Below are 19,019 nucleotides of genomic sequence, written 5' to 3'. Positions count from 1 at the left end.
AGTAATAAGACTGTTTTACAAAAAGAGAATAATCATTCTGCTTTATATTTTATATGTATAAATTATAGTTATATACACAAATCCACGTCCTGTGGATAAACTTTATAAACGTATGGGGAAAATATTATCCACAGATTACTAACAACTGTGGATAATAAAAAATAACATATTTCGTTTGAAAAAGTAAAACACAGATATCGTATCAAAAAAACGTTGCAATTACAAGATACTTTAAGGTTATCCACAATATTAAATTAATTAACAGTTAAGGTTGTCCACAGCAAAGGGATATGTTAAAAACATGTTCATAAGCTATGTGGATATTTTTTTGTCGAAAATTGTTATTCACAGGTAAGTGGGAAAAGATATCTTAGTATGTGGATAAGAGTGGGCAAGAAGAAAACAGAAGCAGCAAGAAATGGACTTAAATAAAGATTGACAAATACAGTGTAGTTTTTATATAATATCGGAGACTGTCTAAGGAACATTTTAAGATGATCACTCAGGAGGTGTCATATAGATGAAACGTACATTCCAACCAAATAGCCGTAAAAGAGCAAAAAATCACGGTTTCCGCGCACGTATGAGTACAAAAAACGGTCGCCGCGTAATAGCAGCCCGTCGTGCTAAAGGAAGAAAAGTATTATCAGCATAATTATAAGTCCACTGACCAATTCAGTGGTCTTTTTTTTCTTTCAAACCGATTAGTTGGAGCAGGTGACTAGATGAATAAGAAACAACGCATAAAAAAGAATGCTGAATTCCAAAAGATCTTTAAAAAAGGGAAATCATTCGCCAACAGACAGTTTGTAGTTTATACAATGGAGAATGAATACGATTATTTTCGAATAGGATTATCTGTAAGTAAGAAAGTTGGCAATGCAGTGGTTCGTAATCGCATTAAAAGATACATCCGTCAATCCTTTTTAGAGTTGAATGATTCAGTGGCAGGAAACAAAGATTATATTATTATCGCCAGAAATTCGGCGGCCAAGCTTGACTTTCATGAGACAAAAAAGAACTTAGAGCATGTTTTGAAGGTAGCTAAAGTTTTAAAGAAGAAAAGCTAGTGAAGTCTTTTGGATGAGATGTTAAGATAAGGATAGATGAAAGATGAATGTATTTTAATAGGGGGAAGAAGGTTGAAGAGAAAATTACCTTTACTATTATTATTAATAGTAATGACAGCTTTACTAGCTGGATGTACGGAATTCAATGAACCAATTTATAATACTTCCGAAGGTTTTTGGAATGAATACATTGTTTGGCCATTAGTTTCCGCTATTACATTTTTCCAAGAGCTATTAGGGACATATGGTCTCGGGATCATTGCAGTAACGATTATAATTCGTTTAGTAATTTTACCGTTAATGATTAAACAAACTAAAAACTCTAAGGCAATGCAAGAAGTACAACCAGAGATGTTAAAGCTAAAAGAAAAATATAGCTCCAAGGATGCTGTAACACAGCAAAAATTCCAACAAGAAATGATGGCTTTATATAAAGATAGAAATATTAATCCAGCAGCTGGATGTCTTCCTATTTTTATTCAGATGCCAATACTAATCGGTTTCTATCATGCAATTAGTCGTATGAATAATACACCAGAGATCAATCTAGGCGATTTCTTAGGTTTTGCATTGGCAGAGCCCAGTATTATCCTAGCTGTCTTAGCCGGAATCATGCAATTAATCGTATTGAGAACTGGCCCAGCAATGGACAACCCTCAAATGAAAATCATGATGTATATCATGCCATTCATGATCATGGGATTTGGTATTGTATTACCTGCTGCATTAACATTGTATTGGGTAATCGGAAATATTATATCTATCATTCAAAACTTATTCATTTATAAACCTTGGAAAAGAGAAAAACAAGTACCTGTTAAGGCAAAAACGGGAGGGGCCAAAAAATGAAGCAGATTACACAGACTGCACCTACAAAAGAGGAAGCTATAAACGTTGCACTTAAAAAACTTGAAGTATCGAGAGAAGATGTGTCAATTACCGTAGTGGAAGAAGGGAAAAAAGGCTTTTTTGGATTTTTATCTAAGCCTGCAGTTGTTGAAGTAACTGTTTTAAAAAAGGAAAACCCAGTCGATCAGGTCTTGGAAGAAAAAATAGTAGAGGAAGTAATCGAACAGCCGGTTTTAGATAATACCTCTACATTAGAAGAAGTAAAAGAAACTATAGAAGTCACTGAAGCACCAAATAATGATCAAGCGATAGCTGAAACAAAACAGTATCTTGAAACAATCGCTAAGGAATTGGAGATTGACGATTTAGTAATTAATGAAACAAGAGAGGGTAAGTACATTTATCTTCATTTAAACAGTGAAAAGGCTGCCTTATTAATAGGAAAAAGAGGCCAAACATTAAATGCACTGGAAAACCTATCTCAATTAGTTGCAAACAAATTCTCAAATTCCTTTATCCTTATTAGGTTGGACGTTGGTAACTACCGTGAAAGAAGACAAGAAGCATTAGAACAGTTAGCAGAACGAATGGCTGACAAAGCAGTGCGTACTGGTCAACCTATAGAATTAGAACCGATGTCTTCTTCTGAGAGAAAGATTATTCATAATGCTTTATCCCTAAGAGTAGACATTGAAACTTATTCAGTCGGTAATGAACCAAATAGATATTTAGTGATTGAATCAATAAAATAAGTAAAACGGATTTTAGCTTGAAAATAAGCTGGAATCCGTTTTCTTCTGTTATTAATCCGCTTAAGAAGATTTCCGAAGATGAGCGCTAAGCCATCAGTAGGATTCTTTTTTTGTTCACATAATAAAAAGTATCTATACTTCTGATTTAGGACAAAATATGTTATTGTTATATGTTAGATAGTCATGTTCTTTTCAGTTATTCACATGTGGATAACTGAAGGTGCAAGGAGGTGTACACTTTTGGAATTTGATACAATAGCTGCAATTTCCACTCCATTAGGAGAAGGAGCCATTGCCATTGTAAGACTTAGTGGAGCAGAGGCAATTTCAATTGCCAATAAAGTTTTTCAGTCTCCAAATGGAAAGAATCTTAGTGAACAATCTTCTCATACTATTCATTATGGACATCTCGTGGATCCAAAGACGAATGAAGTAGTAGAGGAAGTTATGTTATCTCTTATGAAGGGTCCAAAAACTTTTACGAGAGAAGACGTAGTAGAGATAAATTGTCATGGAGGACTAGTCACAGTAAATAGAGTTCTTCAGTTAATACTTATAAATGGTGCACGGCTTGCAGAACCTGGTGAGTTTACAAAACGTGCTTTTTTAAATGGAAGAATAGACTTGTCGCAGGCTGAAGCGGTAATGGATTTAATAAGAGCCAAAACGGATAAAGCAATGAATGTAGCTTTAGGTCAAATGGATGGACGTTTATCACGTCTCATCAAAACCTTAAGGCAAGCACTCCTTGAAACTTTAGCTCAGGTAGAGGTAAATATTGATTATCCAGAGTATGATGACGTTGAAGAGATGACGTTACCTATGATGATTGAAAAAGGGACTTGGGTAAAAGAAGAAATTGAAAAGCTGTTAATTACTTCATCTCAAGGTAAAATTCTTCGCGAAGGGCTCTCGACAGCAATTGTCGGAAGACCAAATGTAGGGAAATCATCACTTTTAAATAGCTTAATTCAAGAAAACAAAGCAATTGTTACGGAGATAGCAGGAACTACGAGGGATATTATAGAAGAATATGTAAATGTACGTGGTGTCCCTTTAAAATTAGTAGACACTGCTGGAATCCGTGAAACTGAAGATATAGTCGAACGCATTGGAGTGGAGAAATCACGCCAAGTTCTAAAAGAGGCAGATTTAATTTTACTTGTGTTGAATAATTCAGAAGAGCTAGCTGAAGAAGATAGAAGGTTATTCGAGACTATTAAAGGAATGGATTATATCGTTATCGTTAACAAAACGGACCTTCCAACCAAGTTAGATTACGATGAGGTACAACGTCTTGCTACTGATAAGCGAATTGTTTCTACTTCCTTATTAAAAGAAGAGGGAATTGACGAGCTAGAAGACTCTATAGCGTCCTTGTTCTTTGAAGGAAACATTGAAGTGTCAGACATTACCTATGTTTCTAATGCCCGTCATATCGCTTTATTAAATCTTGCTAAATCTACAATTACTGATGCCATTGAAGCAGCACATAATCACGTGCCAGTCGATATGATTCAAATAGATGTTACTAGAACGTGGGAAATATTAGGAGAAATAATTGGTGATACAGTCGAAGAAAGCCTGATTGACCAGTTATTTGCTCAATTCTGTTTAGGAAAATAAAAAACGAGAGGAAGTTACGAACATGCCAAACTTTGAAGCAGGCAAGTTCGATGTGATTGTTGTAGGAGCAGGGCATGCGGGTGTTGAAGCCGCATTAGCCTCTGCTAAAATGGGTGCTAAAACGCTTGTTTTAACAATCAATCTAGATATGATTGCATTTATGCCATGTAATCCGTCCATCGGAGGCCCTGCAAAAGGAATCGTAGTGCGTGAAATTGACGCCTTAGGTGGAGCCATGGGTAAAGTTATAGATAAAACTCACATTCAAATGAGAATGTTGAATACAGGAAAAGGACCAGCAGTACGTGCACTTCGAGCACAAGCGGACAAGGTTCTATACCAAAATGAAATGAAACGTCTTATAGAGGAACAAGCAAACCTTACAGTTCATCAAGCAGTAGTAGAAGAACTATTAGTTGAAGATGATAAAATTGTTGGCTTAGTAACCCAAGTAGGGGCAGTTTATCGAGCAGAAACAGTAGTTATTACTACAGGTACATTTTTACGTGGTGAGATTATTATAGGAGACCTTAAATATTCTAGTGGTCCCAATAACCAACAACCATCCATTAAGCTAGCTGATAGTATCCGTAATTTAGGATTCGACCTAGTTAGATTTAAGACAGGTACTCCACCTCGTGTAAACAGTAAAACGGTAGACTATAGTAAAACAGAAATTCAGCCAGGCGACGATGTTCCTCGAGCATTTAGTTTCGAAACAACAGAATTTATTATGGATCAATTACCTTGCTGGTTAACATATACAAGTTCTGAAACACACCAAATTATCAATGATAATTTACATTTATCGCCAATGTATTCTGGTATGATAAAAGGAACGGGTCCAAGATACTGTCCGTCTATTGAAGATAAAATTGTTAGATTTAATGATAAGCCACGTCATCAAATCTTCTTAGAGCCAGAGGGTCGTAACACAAGAGAAGTTTATGTACAGGGGTTATCAACGAGTCTTCCAGAGCACGTACAACGTAAACTGTTAGCTTCTATCCCAGGATTAGAAAATGCTGAAATGATGCGAGCAGGCTATGCGATTGAATATGATGCAATGGTTCCAACACAGCTATGGCCTACGCTAGAAACAAAAAAAGTTAAAAACTTATATACAGCTGGACAAATTAATGGAACTTCTGGTTATGAAGAAGCTGCAGCTCAAGGGCTAATGGCAGGAATTAACGCAGCTCTTAGAGTATTAAATAAAGAAGAAAAAGTGTTGAGCCGATCAGATGCGTATATTGGTGTCTTAATTGATGATTTAGTTACAAAAGGAACTAACGAGCCATACCGTTTGCTTACTTCCAGAGCTGAATATCGTTTACTGCTTCGTCATGATAATGCTGATTTAAGATTGTTAGAAATTGGATATAATATTGGCTTAGTGCCAGAAGAACGGTATAATAAGTTTTTAGAGAAAAAGAAAAGAATAGAAGACGAGCTTCGTCGCTTACGCTCCATTATTATCAAACCGAATGAGGAAACTCAAGAGGTTGTTCGTAATGCAGGCGGTAGCGAGTTAAAAGATGGAATTCGTGCTTCAGATCTTCTTAAAAGAACAGAAATGAACTACGACTTAGTAGCCCAACTAGTTCCAGGAGAAGTTCAGTTAAGTGAAGAAGAAAAAGAACAAATTGAGATTCAAGTTAAGTATGAAGGCTATATAGATAAATCTCTACAACAAGTTGATAAGTTGAAAAAAATGGAAAACAAAAAGATCCCTGATCAAATTGATTACAATGCAATCTCCGGACTTGCAACAGAAGCAAAACAAAAACTAATGCAAGTAAGACCATTATCTATTGCACAAGCATCTCGTATTTCAGGAGTAAACCCAGCAGATATTTCTATCCTTCTAATATATATTGAACAAGGTAAGATAGCTAAAATCACTGGTTAGTCTAAGACAATGAGGAGAACAAAATGAACGAAGAACAATTTAAAAATGCCCTCTATGAAAAAGGAATTGAACTAACAGATTTCCAATTAGAGCAATTCAGAAAATATTATGAGTTACTTGTGGAATGGAACGAGAAAATGAATTTAACAGCCATTACAGATGAACCATCTGTTTACTTAAAACATTTCTTAGATTCTATCAGTGCTTCTTTCTATGAGGATTTTAATGGTTCCCTTTCTGTTTGTGATGTAGGAGCAGGGGCAGGGTTTCCAAGTATTCCATTAAAAATTTGTTTTCCAAACCTTAATGTAACAATCGTTGATTCTTTAAATAAAAGAATTCAATTTTTGACTCATTTAAGCAAGGAGCTAAATTTAAAAAATGTTAATTTTGTTCATGCGCGTGCTGAGGAATTTGGACAAAATAAAGAATATAGAGAACAGTTTGATCTTGTTACTGCACGAGCAGTAGCAAGACTCTCTGTACTGTCAGAGCTATGTATTCCACTTGTGAAAGTCGGTGGGAAGTTTATAGCTATGAAAGCAGCAAGTGCACTAGATGAATTAAAAGATGCACAAAAAGCTATTGAGGTATTAGGCTCTGAAAAAAGTGCGGAGTATTCTTTTCTATTACCGATAGAAAATAGTGAGAGAACGTTATATGTCTTTTCTAAAATTAAAAGCACACCGAAAAGATACCCTCGAAAGCCAGGTATACCAAACAAAACACCTATTATTTAATGAGGAACGTTCCACGTGAAACATTATTATATTATTTTCTGTGTCGTGAACATAAGTAAAGAGTATCTAAAAGGTGGTGCTAGTTAGATGAAAAGTCCTTTCTCACGATTTTTCGGAGGTTCTGATAAGCAAGGACAAGATCCAGTCGTTGAGGCTACTCAGACTAATAATGAAGAAGTAGTACAGGTAGCCATAGAAAAAATAGTTCCTAATAGGTACCAGCCTAGGACCGTTTTTGATGATGCAAAAATAGAAGAACTTGCTAGAACTATTCATACACACGGTGTAATTCAACCTATCGTCATTCGTAAAATGGATGACGATAAGTATGAAATAATAGCGGGGGAACGTCGCTTCAGGGCGATGACAAAGCTTAAGTGGAAAGAAGTACCTGCTATAGTTCGTAATTTAAGTGATAAGGAAACAGCATCGATTGCATTGATAGAAAATCTTCAACGAGAAGAGCTGACTGCCATTGAAGAGGCAGTAGCATATCAAAAATTACTTAAGCTGCATGAGCTAACTCAGGAAGCGCTCGCTCAAAGATTAGGTAAGGGCCAATCGACTGTAGCTAATAAGTTACGTTTGCTGAAACTACCAGAAGAAATTCAACAAGCAATTATGGATAAGAGATTGTCGGAACGTCATGCAAGATCTCTTATGCAAATAAAGGATGAAGATATACAAATCAAGCTTATGGTTGAATCCATTGATAATCATTGGAATGTAAAGCAGCTCGAAGAAAAAGTTAATGATATAGTAAATCCTCCTGTTAAAGAGGAAAAAGCTCCAAAGCCTAAAAGAAAAGCGATTAGTAAAGATGTACGAATTGCTTTAAATACGATCAAGCAATCTCTTAGTATGGTTACTAAAAGCGGAATTAATTTAAAAACCGAAGAAGAAGACACCGAAGATTTTTATCAAATTACAGTAAGAATACCTAAAAAGAAATCATAAATAGATATTATAATATATAAAATATATGAAACTCTCACTATTTTGTGAGAGTTTTTCTTTTGTAACAATAATAACATTCATTTTTCTGTAAAATTTGATAGAATGGAAGAGAGTGGTTTTTTATTTTGATGAAAGTAGGTGCAAGAGTGGGAAGAATTATTGCAATAGCCAACCAAAAAGGTGGTGTAGGTAAAACTACTACATCCGTTAACTTAAGTGCCTGTCTTGCATACTTAGGAAAGAAGGTTTTACTGGTAGATATTGATCCCCAGGGAAATGCTTCGAGTGGCGTTGGTGTCAACAAAGGCGATGTGAATCAATGTATTTATGATGTGTTAATAGATGATGTTAGTGTAAAAGAGACAATTTTAGAAACGAAAGTGGAAAATTTACATATAGTTCCTGCAACCATTTCTTTAGCAGGTGCAGAAATTGAACTAGTATCTACCATTTCAAGAGAGGTACGACTTAAAAAAGCTTTGCAGGAAGTGCAAGCTGATTATGAGTATATTATTATAGATTGTCCTCCTTCACTTGGTCTCTTAACCATCAATTCTCTTACTGCTGCTGATGCTATTATAATCCCAGTTCAATGTGAATTTTATGCTTTGGAAGGGTTAAGCCAGTTACTGAGTACGATTCGATTGGTGCAAAAACACTTAAACAAAACGTTAGCAATTGACGGCGTGTTATTAACAATGTTTGATGCCAGAACAAATCTTGGCATTCAGGTAATTGAAGAAGTTAAAAAATATTTCCAAGACAAAGTATATAAATCTATTATTCCAAGGAATGTTCGTTTAAGTGAAGCACCTAGTCACGGAGAGCCTATAATTATTTATGATCCAAAATCTCGAGGAGCGGAAGTATATTTAGAACTTGCGAAGGAAGTGATTCGTCATGGCTAAAGGACTTGGAAAGGGGATTAATGCTCTTTTTCCTGGAGAAGATACAATGCCAGAAGAAAAAGTAGAACAGATTAGTATTGTTGATATTAAGCCTAATCCTTATCAACCAAGGAAAATATTTGACGATGAGGCATTACAAGAGTTATCGGAATCTATAAAAGAGCACGGAGTACTACAACCTATCATCGTTCGAAAAAAAGGTTCTAAGTTTGAAATTGTTGTAGGAGAGCGTAGATTTAGAGCTTCTAAAAAGGCTCATTTAGATGCAATTCCTGCTGTAGTACGCGAGTTAAATGATCAACAAATGATGGAACTTGCTATCTTAGAAAATCTACAACGAGAAGATTTAACACCCATTGAAGAAGCAGAGGCTTACCAAAATCTGATGGAGACTCTTGGCCTTACCCAAGAACAATTAGCGTTCAGACTGGGGAAAAGTAGACCTCATATAGCAAACCATCTTCGCTTACTTACACTCCCTGATGTTGTTAGAAATGCTGTCTCTGAAGGGAAATTATCCATGGGGCATGGGAAGGCATTATTAGGTTTAAAGAAGAAAAAATCTATCCCTCTCATTATGCAAAAAACAATTAAAGAAAATCTAAATGTAAGGCAGTTAGAAGCCTTAGTTCAACGTTTAAATGAAAATGTTCCACGTGAAACAAAAAAAATAGATAAAGATATTTTTACTTTAGAAAAAGAATCGGAATTAAGAGAACTTTTTGGGACAGCTGTAAAAATAACTAAAAACAATGAAAAAGAAAAAGGAAAAATCGAGATAGAGTTTTACTCGAAGGATGATTTGGAAAGAATTTTAAAATTATTAGAGGATTAGACGTGACCTATTTCTAGGACAACCTAGAGATAGGTTATATTTTTAGGAGAAGAGGATAGGATATGGTGTTATTTGGTACATTGGTCAATGCAATACTGATCATAGCAGGGACATTAATCGGACGACTTTTAAAGGACATCCCTGAAAATATGAAACAAACGGTAATGTATGCTATAGGAATAGTAGTAATGGTAATGGGTATACAAATGGGATTAGAAAGTAGTAATTTTGTTATTATCATTATCTGCATTGTGCTTGGTGCGGTAGTAGGTGAGTGGATAGATATAGACAAATGGATTAACAGGTTAGGGCAGTCTATTGAAAAAAAGTTTGGTTCAAAAAAACAAACAGATAGTATTGCCCAAGGTTTTGTTACAAGCACACTTATATTTGTAATAGGCGCAATGGGTATTTTAGGAGCTTTAAATAGCGGTCTTCAAAATGATCATGAATTATTAATCAGCAAGGGAATCATCGACGGCTTTACTGCTATTATTCTCTCCGCAACATTAGGGATAGGTGTTGTTTTTTCAGCTTTTCCGGTTGCAATTTACCAAGGAACAATAGCATTGCTTGCTACACAAATTACAAGATTGGTACCAGAAGCTGCACTTGATTTGTTTCTTCAGGAAATGACAGCCGCTGGAGGAATTATGATTATTGGTATTGGAATGAATTTAATAGGATTAACTAAAATTAGAGTAGCAAACCTATTACCATCTTTATTATTTGTAGGTATTGTAGTGGCTTTTATTTTTTAAGTTATATCTATGCCATGCAAGAAGTAGAGATCGAGAAATGACCTTTCCCATTTCAAAAGTAAGATTTAATCGAGTACTTTGCAATACATTATATTCCATATAGCCACCGATATTAACAATTGCTTTGATTGAAATTTCACCAATAGGTGGTAAATCTTTTTTTACAGCTTTTCCAGGAAAAAGAGGACCTGGATGAATAATAATTTCTCCAATGTTATTAGCATTCCCTAAGCAGGCATCAATGGCCACAACAAATGGTTTTTGAGAAGAACTGTAGAGCGTATTAGTAGTCTCCTCTAAATTCAACGCATGGAGTGGGCTGTCCAATGTTCCAACGATTTCAAAAGGAAAAGAGTTAAGCTGTGTTAAAAATGACCCAGTCATTGGACCTAAGGCATCTCCAGTTGAACGGTCTGTCCCTATGCAACAAAAAACAAGGTTTTGATGATCAAAAGGTATATATTCTAAAAAGTGGTTGCTTAATCGCCAAATAACTCCTGTTTCTTTATAATAGATAGTGGAAGCTTGAGGCGCAGCATTAATTTTATTCATATATAAACTCGCTTTCTTTTTTAAAGTTAGTATATGCATGGTAGAAAATATTTATTCAATGAGGGTGGGGATGCAATGAATGCAACATATAAAGAGTTGGAAGCATACATATTAAATGAAGTAGATTGGATAGAATTAGGAAAATCGTTTGTTGAAATTATCTTTCTTTTTCTTTTGGCAGCTACTGTTATAAAAATAGGTAAGTCAATTATTCGTCGAGTTTTCGCTGTTAGATTAAAAGGCCCGTTGAGATATTCGGAAAGAAGACATAATACGCTCATAAAGCTATTAGAAAATATTTTAACCTATGCAGTTTATTTCACATTGATAGTAGCAGTTTTATCAAAATTCGGATTTGATGTTGGAGGTTTAATCGCTGGTGCTGGAGTTATAGGCTTAGCGATAGGGTTTGGTGCACAGAGTCTAGTTAAAGATGTAATTACAGGTTTCTTTATCGTATTTGAAGACCAGTTTGCAGTTGGAGATGAGGTTCAAATTGGGACATTTAGAGGGATAGTAGAAGAAATAGGGCTACGTACAACGAAGGTGCGAAGTTATGTAGGGGAAATGTATATTATACCTAACGGGACAATATCTAATGTCGTTAACTATTCTGTGTTCAACACAATTGTTACTATTGATATTAAAGTATCATATGAGTCGGACATAGACGCAGTAGAGAATATGTTAAAGGGATTTTTAGAAAATCTAAATTATAAATATGAAGAGCTTGTAAAAGTACCGGAAATTTTAGGGGTACAAGAGATATCCTCAGATGATTTGGTGCTTAGAATTGGAGTAGAGACGATCCCTATGATGCAGGATGACATTGCTAGAAGAATTAGAAGAGATCTTAAAGAATTTTTAGAGCAATCTGGGGTGGATATTCCGTATCCAATCGTCGTACGTAATGCGAAAACTAATGAGTAGGTGAGAGTAAATGGAAAGAAAAAAATTTCAGCTAAATGATATTGTAGAGATGAAGAAGCAACATCCTTGTGGAACAAATCGTTGGAAAATAATACGCATAGGGGCAGATATACGGATTAAATGTGAAGGTTGTCAGCATAGTGTCATGATTCCACGTATAGAATTCGAGAAGAAAATGAAAAAAGTGCTTGTACAAGCTGAGACAGAGTAAAGATAGACTTTTACTGTCAAAATCAATATAATAGACAGGTTAAAGGGAATACGTTAAGTAAGAAAATTGAAGGGTTGTGACATATATGGCATTAACAGCAGGAATTGTTGGATTACCAAATGTAGGTAAATCCACGTTATTTAATGCAATAACAAAAGCAGGGGCTTTAGCTGCAAACTATCCATTTGCAACAATAGATCCTAATGTAGGGATTGTTGAAGTACCGGATGCTCGTTTAGATAAACTGACAGAATTAGTAGTACCAAAGAAAACAGTGCCAACAGCATTTGAGTTTACTGATATTGCTGGAATAGTAGCAGGAGCAAGTAAAGGCGAAGGCCTTGGCAATAAGTTTCTTGCTCATATTCGTGAGGTAGATGCAATTTGTCAGGTTGTACGATGCTTCCAGGATGATAATATAACGCATGTAGCTGGAAAGGTAGATCCAATTTCTGATATAGAAGTTATTAATTTGGAGCTAATTTTAGCGGATTTAGAAAGCGTAGATAAACGTTTAGCAAGAGTTGCTAAGATGGCTAAACAAAAAGATAAAGAAGCAATGGTAGAAGAGCCTATATTGACTCGTTTAAAAGAAGCATTTGAAGAAGGTAAATCTGGTCGCTCTGTAGATTTTACAGAAGAAGAGCTTCGTGTTGTTAAAGGCCTCCACTTATTAACGATCAAGCCAATGCTTTATGTAGCAAATGTATCTGAGGATGACATTATGGAATCTGAAGATAATGAGTACGTTCAAAAAGTGCGTGCATTTGCTGCAGAGGAAGGCGCGCAGGTTATAGTTGTATGTGCCAAAATCGAAGAAGAGATGGCTGCTCTAGAGGACGATGAAAAGCAAATGTTCTTAGAGGAGCTAGGTATTCAAGAATCTGGTTTAGATCAGCTTATTAAAGCATCATATTCCTTACTTGGACTAGCTACTTACTTTACAGCTGGAGTGCAAGAAGTTCGTGCTTGGACATTCCGTAAGGGTATGAAGGCTCCTCAATGTGCGGGTGTCATTCACTCCGACTTTGAAAAAGGATTTATCCGTGCTGAGACAGTTGCTTACGACGATTTAGTTTCAGCAGGTTCAATGTCTGCTGCGAAAGAAGCAGGTAAGGTACGTTTAGAGGGTAAAGAATATATTGTACAAGACGGGGACGTTATGTTGTTCCGTTTCAACGTTTAATATCAAAAGACCGGTTTGCATTATGCAGACCGGTCTTTTTTAATTACATATAATATTGGAAGGGTAGGATCATCTTTTATTAAACTATCGTTAGGAATTTTCCTTAACTCTTTATACATAGCAAAGTCTCCAGCTGCACCAGCAATAAGCCAGGCACCTAGTAAGACTAATATGGGAGATTCGATCATGTAACCTATAATAACAGGTAATATTCCCGTCATCCAAAATGGGAGCAGTAATGCCTTTTTCATCGATCGATTGGAAATGGGAAGGGAGGTAGTTGCATAAGCAACCCCTAATTTAAGATTCACACCATAGTCCATTTTGTTCCACGGGACCTTACCGAACAACCAAAAGCCAAGCAGATGGAATGCTTCATGTAAGACTATTAAAAGTATAAAACCAAGGAATGTTAATAAAAGACCTAAAAGAGTAATGTTTATTTCATATTCTCTATAAATAAAACCATATAAAACTAGACCTAATATAGAAAATAGAATAGTCATCCATAGGCTATGCCAAGCTACCTTCTTTATATCAATTTCGATAGTAGAAAGAATCGACTCGTTTTTTTCCAACCTCATTCCCCCTTTACACGATTATAGACAAATATTTGAAATAAGACAATCAATCCTTGATATAAGTAAAAGTGTATGATACAATAAACCGATGTGAGTAATAGCATTACTTGCTCCTTGTCGGCTGACCACAGTTCGACCAAAGACCATAGGGAGGTGTAAATAGATGAGAAAGTACGAATTAATGTACATTATCCAACCAGCAATCGAAGAAGATGCGAAAAAAGCTCTAGTTGAGCGTTTCAACGAAATCTTAACTTCAAATGGTGCTGAGATCATCGAAGCTAAAGAGTGGGGTAAACGCCGCTTAGCGTACGAAATCAATGACTTACGTGAAGGTTTCTACCAAATCGTTAAAGTAAACGCTGATTCTCAAGCAATCGATGAATACATTCGTTTAGCTAACATCAATGAAGACATTATCCGTCACATTGCTGTTCGTATGGACGATAAATAATAACAATCGACGATGAATGCTGAACGAGGGAGGTTATTAACTGATGATTAACCGTGTCGTATTAGTTGGAAGACTAACAAAAGATCCGGAACTTCGATATACACCGAGTGGAGTAGCAATGGCTAGATTTACACTTGCTGTAAATCGTACATTCTCTAATCAACAAGGTGAAAGAGAAGCTGATTTTATCAACTGTGTCGTTTGGAGAAAACAAGCAGAAAACACAGCCAATTTCTTGAAAAAAGGAAGTTTAGCAGGTGTAGAAGGCAGAATTCAAACGGGTAGTTATGAAGGACAAGATGGTAAGCGTGTATATACGACGGATGTTGTCGCAGACAGCGTTCAGTTCTTAGAACCACGTGGAGGCTCTGGTGAACGTAGCCAAGGTGGACAATCATATGGTGGCGGACAACAGAATTCTAATCCAACATATCAGCAAAACCAACCAATGAATCAGCAAAACTATACGCGTGTAGATGAAGATCCATTTGGAAATAGTAGCGGTCCGATAGAAGTATCGGATGACGACTTACCATTCTAAAATTTTCTCGCACGTTTTACTTTAATCGAAAAGGAGGCAACCTATTATGGCACCACGTCGCGGAGGCAAAAGACGCCGTAAAGTTTGTTACTTCACTGCTAACAACATCACACACATCGATTATAAAGATGTAGATTTGTTGAAAAAATTCGTGTCAGAACGTGGGAAAATTCTTCCACGTCGTGTGACAGGAACTAGCGCGAAGTACCAACGCAAGTTAACACGAGCTATCAAAGTATCTCGTATTATGGCTTTACTACCATTCTCTTCTGAAGAGAGATAAGTATATATGAAAGACCGGGAAACCGGTCTTTTTTTTGTTGTCTTTATTATGTAGAGAACGGTAATAACTTAACTTTTATAGTATGTGTAGCTCATTAGCGGGTCATATTCCTATGGTTCAAATAGGATCAACAGAACTTAGACGTACTACATTCTACCTGAAAGAATCAGCTAGACCATAATAGCTATTACAAGATCTCGTTAGCATAATATTGGTTTTTCGATTAACTCGTTGGAAGTGGACATTAGTGAAAGAAATTTCATTGTATCTGTGCATAGCAAAGCATATCAAAATCTTTATTTTTATTGCTTGGTCGTATACTAAATAAAAAGGAATTATGAGGTTGACTCGAATAATATAAACTATACAAGAATCATTTACTAAAACCTTCCATAGTACATTTCACCTAATCAGTGTGGTAACATGTAATTTTAGTTGTATAGCAAAATCTGTTACAATGGATAGATGATTATAAAAAAGGAAGGTCGATCATGCAAAAGAATCAGTCAAGCTATTTAACGTTTGGATCTTTAATGATTGCACTATTTGCTATTTTGATAGCAATGTCCGTGTATGTTCCAATTCTAACAATTATCACGTCCCTAATAGCGCCTTTACCTTTAGCTTGGTATAGTGCCAAGTTTGAAAGAAAAGAGTCTTTACTTGTTACAGTTGTAGCAGTTATTATTACTTTTATTATTGGAGGTATAGTAGGTGTTACACTTGGTTTAATAGTAGGTCCAGTTGGTTTTCTAATAGGAGATTCTTTACGAAGAAAGCAGACAAAGCTATATATGCTAATGGCCACAGGAATATTTGTACTACTCATGACAGCTGCTCAGTATATAGTTTCTATTTTAGTATTAAATATTAACCTAATAGAGCAATTTTTAGAGGGCATTAAAATATCCTATGAACAAGTCGGTAATTTACTGGAATCAGCTAATCAAAAACCAGAAACCTATGATGAGATGGTTAGGCAGTTTTTAATTGTCCTAGAAGCTTTAACGCCAACTTACTTTATTTTTCTTATGTTTATAACGGCATTTATCTATATTGCTGTGAACTTACCTATTTTAAAGAAATTAAAAGTACCAGTTCCAAAATTTCCTAAATACATGTATTTTAAATTACCTAAAGCGGTGTTGTGGTATTATTTAGTTGTAGCTATTATATCCTTAGTTACAACATTTGAGGTAGGTACCTTTAGCTATATGCTTATCATAAATGCTACATTCATTTTAAGGGCATTATTATTCTTACAAGGTGTATCCCTGATTCAATATTATTTTCATATTCAGGGTTGGCCAAAATGGAGTGCTATTTTAGCTACCTTCTTAGCAATTCCGCTCTATACGTTTACTATTATCCTAGGTGTGTTAGATTTAGGATTTAATTTGCGAGCATATTTAAAAGACAGATACAAGAAATAAGGAGCTGATTCAGTGGCGTCTTTTTTTAGAAAACGACCAATACGATATCCACTAATATTATTTATGTTCTTAGGTGGAGTGGCATCCTATTTGCTTCTATCTGACAACCTGTTAGTTGGATTATTATTTGCGCTATTAGTTATTGGCGTATTCATATATGCATGGATTATCGAGCAACGTGTTTATGAAGAAACAGAAAGGCATATAGAGACGCTTTCCTACAGGATGAAGAAGGTAGGGGAAGAAGCCTTGCTTGAAATGCCTATTGGGATTATTCTCATCAACGATCAGCATGTTGTGGAATGGGCCAATCCGTATATGACACAGCAGCTACCCTTTGACACAATTATAGGGGAAGAGTTGCTTTCCATATCCTCTGATTTTCAGCAGCTACTAAAGCAAGAGGATTCTAAGGAAATGGTGATCTCTTTAGACGATCATAACTATAAGGTGTTTTATAAAGCAGAGGAAAAACTTCTATACTTCTTTGATATTACGGAGCAAATAGAAATGGAATCCCTCTATTATGGCGATCGTACGGTTATCGGTGTATTATTCATCGATAACTATGATGAGATATCACAGGGAATGGATGACCAAACCAGAGGACAGTTAAACAGCCTGGTAACCTCGTGTGTAAATAATTGGGGTGCCAAGTATGGTATATACGTTAAAAGAATATCCTCTGATCGTTTTTTAGCTGTATTTAATGAATCCATATTAATGGAACTAGAGAAAAGTAAGTTCTCCATTTTAGATGATATTAGAGAAACCACCTCTAAATTTGGTTTTTCTTTAACTTTAAGTGTAGGAGTAGGGGCAGGTTCTACTTCTCTAGTAGAATTAGGAGCACTTGCACAATCCAGCTTAGATTTAGTTTTAGGACGTGGTGGAGATCAAGTAGCCATCAAACATCCTAATGGAAAGGTAAAATTCTATGGAGGCAAAACAAATCCCGTAGAAAAGCGGACGCGCGTGAGAGCCAGAGTTATCTCCCATGCATTGAAGGACCTCATACAGGATAGTGACCAAGTAATCGTGATGGGACATAAGTTCCCCGATATGGATGCCATCGGTGCAGCAGTTGGTGTAAGGAAAATGGCAGAAATGAACAAGATAAATGGTTATGTTGTCATTGATTTCAATGAGCTAGACAAGAGTGTCCTTCGCTTAATGGAGGAAATTAAGGAAAAACCAGAGCTATATAATCGATTCATTAGTGCTGAAGAAGCGATCAACAAAATGACAGAGAAAACACTACTAGTAATAGTGGATACACACAAACCAAGTATGGTTATAGATGAAAAGGTATTACAAAAAGCAGAGAAAGTAGTAGTCATTGACCATCATCGTCGCGGAGAAGAGTTTATCACTAATACGATGCTTGTATACATGGAGCCATATGCTTCCTCCACATCAGAATTAGTAACAGAGCTTATAGAGTACCAGCCGAAAAACGAGAAAATTAACATGCTAGAGGCGACTTCCATGCTAGCAGGTATAATAGTCGATACGAAGAGTTTTACGCTCCGTACAGGGGCTAGAACGTTCGAGGCAGCCTCTTATTTAAGAACGCATGGAGCAGACACCATATTAGTACAACGCCTCCTAAAAGAAGACTTAGATACGTATATTGAACGCTCAAAAATTGTGCAAAATGTTCACTTTTTAAAGGATGGGATCGCAATAGCTTACGGTGATGAGAATACGATTTATAGTCAAGTATTACTCGCCCAAACAGCAGATATTTTGCTCGCTATGAATAATGTTTCTGCTTCCTTTGTAGTAGGTAGAAGAAGTGATTCTTCCGTAGCAATAAGCGCTAGGTCGCTAGGAGAAGTAAATGTTCAAGTAATCATGGAAAAATTAGATGGTGGAGGCCATTTAACAAATGCAGCCTCTCAGATAGCAGGTATCACTGTTCCAGAAGCTATCAATCGATTAAATGAAGCTATATTAGAAACAATTGAAGGAGGAAATGAAGAATGAAAGTAGTATTTTTAAAAGATGTTAAAGGTAAAGGCAAAAAAGGTGAAATTAAGAATGTAGCAGATGGTTATGCACATAACTATTTACTTAAAAATAAACTTGCAGTAGAAGCAAATTCTGCTGCTATCAGTGCTCTAGAAGGACAAAAGAAGAAATCAGAAAAAGAAGCTGCTGAAGAACTAGCAGAAGCAAAAAAATTAAAAGAAACTTTAGAGCAACTAACTGTTGAACTAAAAGCAAAATCTGGGAATGATGGTCGACTATTTGGATCAGTGACAACGAAACAAATTGCCGCACAACTAGAGAAAACTAACGGAATTAAAATAGATAAACGTAAAATGGAACTAGATGATGCAATTCGTGCTCTAGGATACACAAATGTACCAGTAAAACTACATCAAGAGGTAGTAGCTACTTTGAAGGTACATGTATCTGAAGAAGCGTAAGGA

At 35.9% G+C, this 19,019-nt stretch carries 22 protein-coding genes; 20 read left to right on the top strand and 2 right to left on the bottom strand.

Going from position 1 to position 19,019, the window contains the following annotated elements:
- Positions 1–520 precede the first annotated feature (520 nt).
- From rpmH to HF876_RS09470, 11 genes are all read left to right on the top strand, one after another.
- Positions 521–655, top strand: a complete 135-nt coding sequence (gene rpmH / locus HF876_RS09520; RefSeq protein WP_144540295.1) for a 50S ribosomal protein L34 — start codon at positions 521–523, stop codon at positions 653–655.
- Positions 656–725: 70 nt separating this feature from the next.
- A complete protein-coding gene (gene rnpA / locus HF876_RS09515) occupies positions 726–1,070 on the top strand; it encodes a ribonuclease P protein component (protein ID WP_169359829.1) in 345 nt (114 codons plus the stop codon).
- A 72-nt stretch (positions 1,071–1,142) separates the two neighbouring features.
- On the top strand, positions 1,143–1,919 hold the full coding sequence (gene yidC / locus HF876_RS09510) for a membrane protein insertase YidC (protein ID WP_169359828.1): 777 nt from the start codon (positions 1,143–1,145) through the stop codon (positions 1,917–1,919).
- Positions 1,916–2,671 (top strand): RNA-binding cell elongation regulator Jag/EloR, encoded by a 756-nt coding sequence (gene jag / locus HF876_RS09505; protein ID WP_169359827.1) that lies wholly within the window; start codon positions 1,916–1,918, stop codon positions 2,669–2,671. Before yidC ends, jag begins: the two co-directional genes overlap by 4 nt.
- A 240-nt stretch (positions 2,672–2,911) precedes the next feature.
- Positions 2,912–4,297, top strand: a complete 1,386-nt coding sequence (gene mnmE, locus HF876_RS09500; protein WP_169359826.1) for a tRNA uridine-5-carboxymethylaminomethyl(34) synthesis GTPase MnmE — start codon at positions 2,912–2,914, stop codon at positions 4,295–4,297.
- A gap of 22 nt (positions 4,298–4,319) precedes the next feature.
- The gene (gene mnmG, locus HF876_RS09495) at positions 4,320–6,209 is read left to right on the top strand and encodes a tRNA uridine-5-carboxymethylaminomethyl(34) synthesis enzyme MnmG (RefSeq protein ID WP_169359825.1); all 1,890 of its coding nucleotides are present in this window, start codon (positions 4,320–4,322) and stop codon (positions 6,207–6,209) included.
- A 23-nt stretch (positions 6,210–6,232) separates the two neighbouring features.
- Positions 6,233–6,949, top strand: coding sequence for a 16S rRNA (guanine(527)-N(7))-methyltransferase RsmG (gene rsmG / locus HF876_RS09490; RefSeq protein WP_169359824.1), 717 nt, complete (start codon positions 6,233–6,235; stop codon positions 6,947–6,949).
- 87 nt (positions 6,950–7,036) lie between these two features.
- The gene (gene noc / locus HF876_RS09485) at positions 7,037–7,906 is read left to right on the top strand and encodes a nucleoid occlusion protein (protein ID WP_169359823.1); all 870 of its coding nucleotides are present in this window, start codon (positions 7,037–7,039) and stop codon (positions 7,904–7,906) included.
- Between the two features lie 146 nt (positions 7,907–8,052).
- Positions 8,053–8,814 carry a ParA family protein gene (locus tag HF876_RS09480; protein ID WP_169359841.1) on the top strand — a complete coding sequence of 254 codons (762 nt, stop codon included), beginning with the start codon at positions 8,053–8,055 and terminating at the stop codon, positions 8,812–8,814.
- Positions 8,807–9,649, top strand: a complete 843-nt coding sequence (locus HF876_RS09475; protein WP_169359822.1) for a ParB/RepB/Spo0J family partition protein — start codon at positions 8,807–8,809, stop codon at positions 9,647–9,649. The genes HF876_RS09480 and HF876_RS09475 overlap by 8 nt, the downstream gene beginning before the upstream one ends.
- Before the next feature lie 62 nt (positions 9,650–9,711).
- Positions 9,712–10,410: a DUF554 domain-containing protein gene (locus HF876_RS09470; protein ID WP_169359821.1), complete on the top strand. Its 699-nt coding sequence runs from the start codon at positions 9,712–9,714 to the stop codon at positions 10,408–10,410.
- On the opposite strand, the gene yyaC is transcribed toward HF876_RS09470, so the two are convergent.
- The gene (gene yyaC / locus HF876_RS09465; protein ID WP_169359820.1) at positions 10,375–10,962 is read right to left on the bottom strand and encodes a spore protease YyaC; all 588 of its coding nucleotides are present in this window, start codon (positions 10,960–10,962) and stop codon (positions 10,375–10,377) included. The genes HF876_RS09470 and yyaC overlap by 36 nt on opposite strands.
- A gap of 75 nt (positions 10,963–11,037) precedes the next feature.
- Between yyaC and HF876_RS09460 the strand changes: the two genes are divergently transcribed.
- From HF876_RS09460 to ychF, 3 genes are all read left to right on the top strand, one after another.
- Positions 11,038–11,892, top strand: coding sequence for a mechanosensitive ion channel family protein (locus HF876_RS09460; protein ID WP_169359819.1), 855 nt, complete (start codon positions 11,038–11,040; stop codon positions 11,890–11,892).
- Between the two features lie 10 nt (positions 11,893–11,902).
- The gene (locus tag HF876_RS09455) at positions 11,903–12,103 is read left to right on the top strand and encodes a DUF951 domain-containing protein (RefSeq protein WP_169359818.1); all 201 of its coding nucleotides are present in this window, start codon (positions 11,903–11,905) and stop codon (positions 12,101–12,103) included.
- A gap of 85 nt (positions 12,104–12,188) precedes the next feature.
- On the top strand, positions 12,189–13,289 hold the full coding sequence (ychF, locus tag HF876_RS09450) for a redox-regulated ATPase YchF (protein ID WP_169359817.1): 1,101 nt from the start codon (positions 12,189–12,191) through the stop codon (positions 13,287–13,289).
- A gap of 20 nt (positions 13,290–13,309) precedes the next feature.
- On the opposite strand, the gene HF876_RS09445 is transcribed toward ychF, so the two are convergent.
- Positions 13,310–13,873, bottom strand: a complete 564-nt coding sequence (locus tag HF876_RS09445) for a DUF3267 domain-containing protein (RefSeq protein ID WP_169359816.1) — start codon at positions 13,871–13,873, stop codon at positions 13,310–13,312.
- 160 nt (positions 13,874–14,033) lie between these two features.
- Between HF876_RS09445 and rpsF the strand changes: the two genes are divergently transcribed.
- The 6 genes from rpsF to rplI all read left to right on the top strand — a co-directional run bounded on the left by rpsF (position 14,034) and on the right by rplI (position 19,016).
- Positions 14,034–14,324, top strand: a complete 291-nt coding sequence (rpsF, locus tag HF876_RS09440) for a 30S ribosomal protein S6 (protein ID WP_169359815.1) — start codon at positions 14,034–14,036, stop codon at positions 14,322–14,324.
- Positions 14,325–14,367: 43 nt separating this feature from the next.
- The gene (gene ssb / locus HF876_RS09435; RefSeq protein ID WP_169359814.1) at positions 14,368–14,865 is read left to right on the top strand and encodes a single-stranded DNA-binding protein; all 498 of its coding nucleotides are present in this window, start codon (positions 14,368–14,370) and stop codon (positions 14,863–14,865) included.
- Between the two features lie 46 nt (positions 14,866–14,911).
- Complete coding sequence (gene rpsR, locus HF876_RS09430; protein ID WP_142540806.1) at positions 14,912–15,148, top strand: 30S ribosomal protein S18; 237 nt, start codon at positions 14,912–14,914, stop codon at positions 15,146–15,148.
- A gap of 491 nt (positions 15,149–15,639) precedes the next feature.
- Entirely contained in the window at positions 15,640–16,581 is a 942-nt protein-coding gene (locus HF876_RS09425) for a YybS family protein (protein WP_169359813.1), read from the top strand.
- 12 nt (positions 16,582–16,593) lie between these two features.
- Entirely contained in the window at positions 16,594–18,570 is a 1,977-nt protein-coding gene (locus tag HF876_RS09420) for a GGDEF domain-containing protein (protein ID WP_169359812.1), read from the top strand.
- Entirely contained in the window at positions 18,567–19,016 is a 450-nt protein-coding gene (gene rplI / locus HF876_RS09415; RefSeq protein ID WP_169359811.1) for a 50S ribosomal protein L9, read from the top strand. Before HF876_RS09420 ends, rplI begins: the two co-directional genes overlap by 4 nt.
- Positions 19,017–19,019: the final 3 nt, after the last annotated feature.

The organism is Psychrobacillus sp. BL-248-WT-3 (assembly GCF_012843435.1).
GTDB lineage: Bacteria > Bacillota > Bacilli > Bacillales_A > Planococcaceae > Psychrobacillus.
This window is presented reverse-complemented; position numbering and strand designations above follow the sequence as displayed.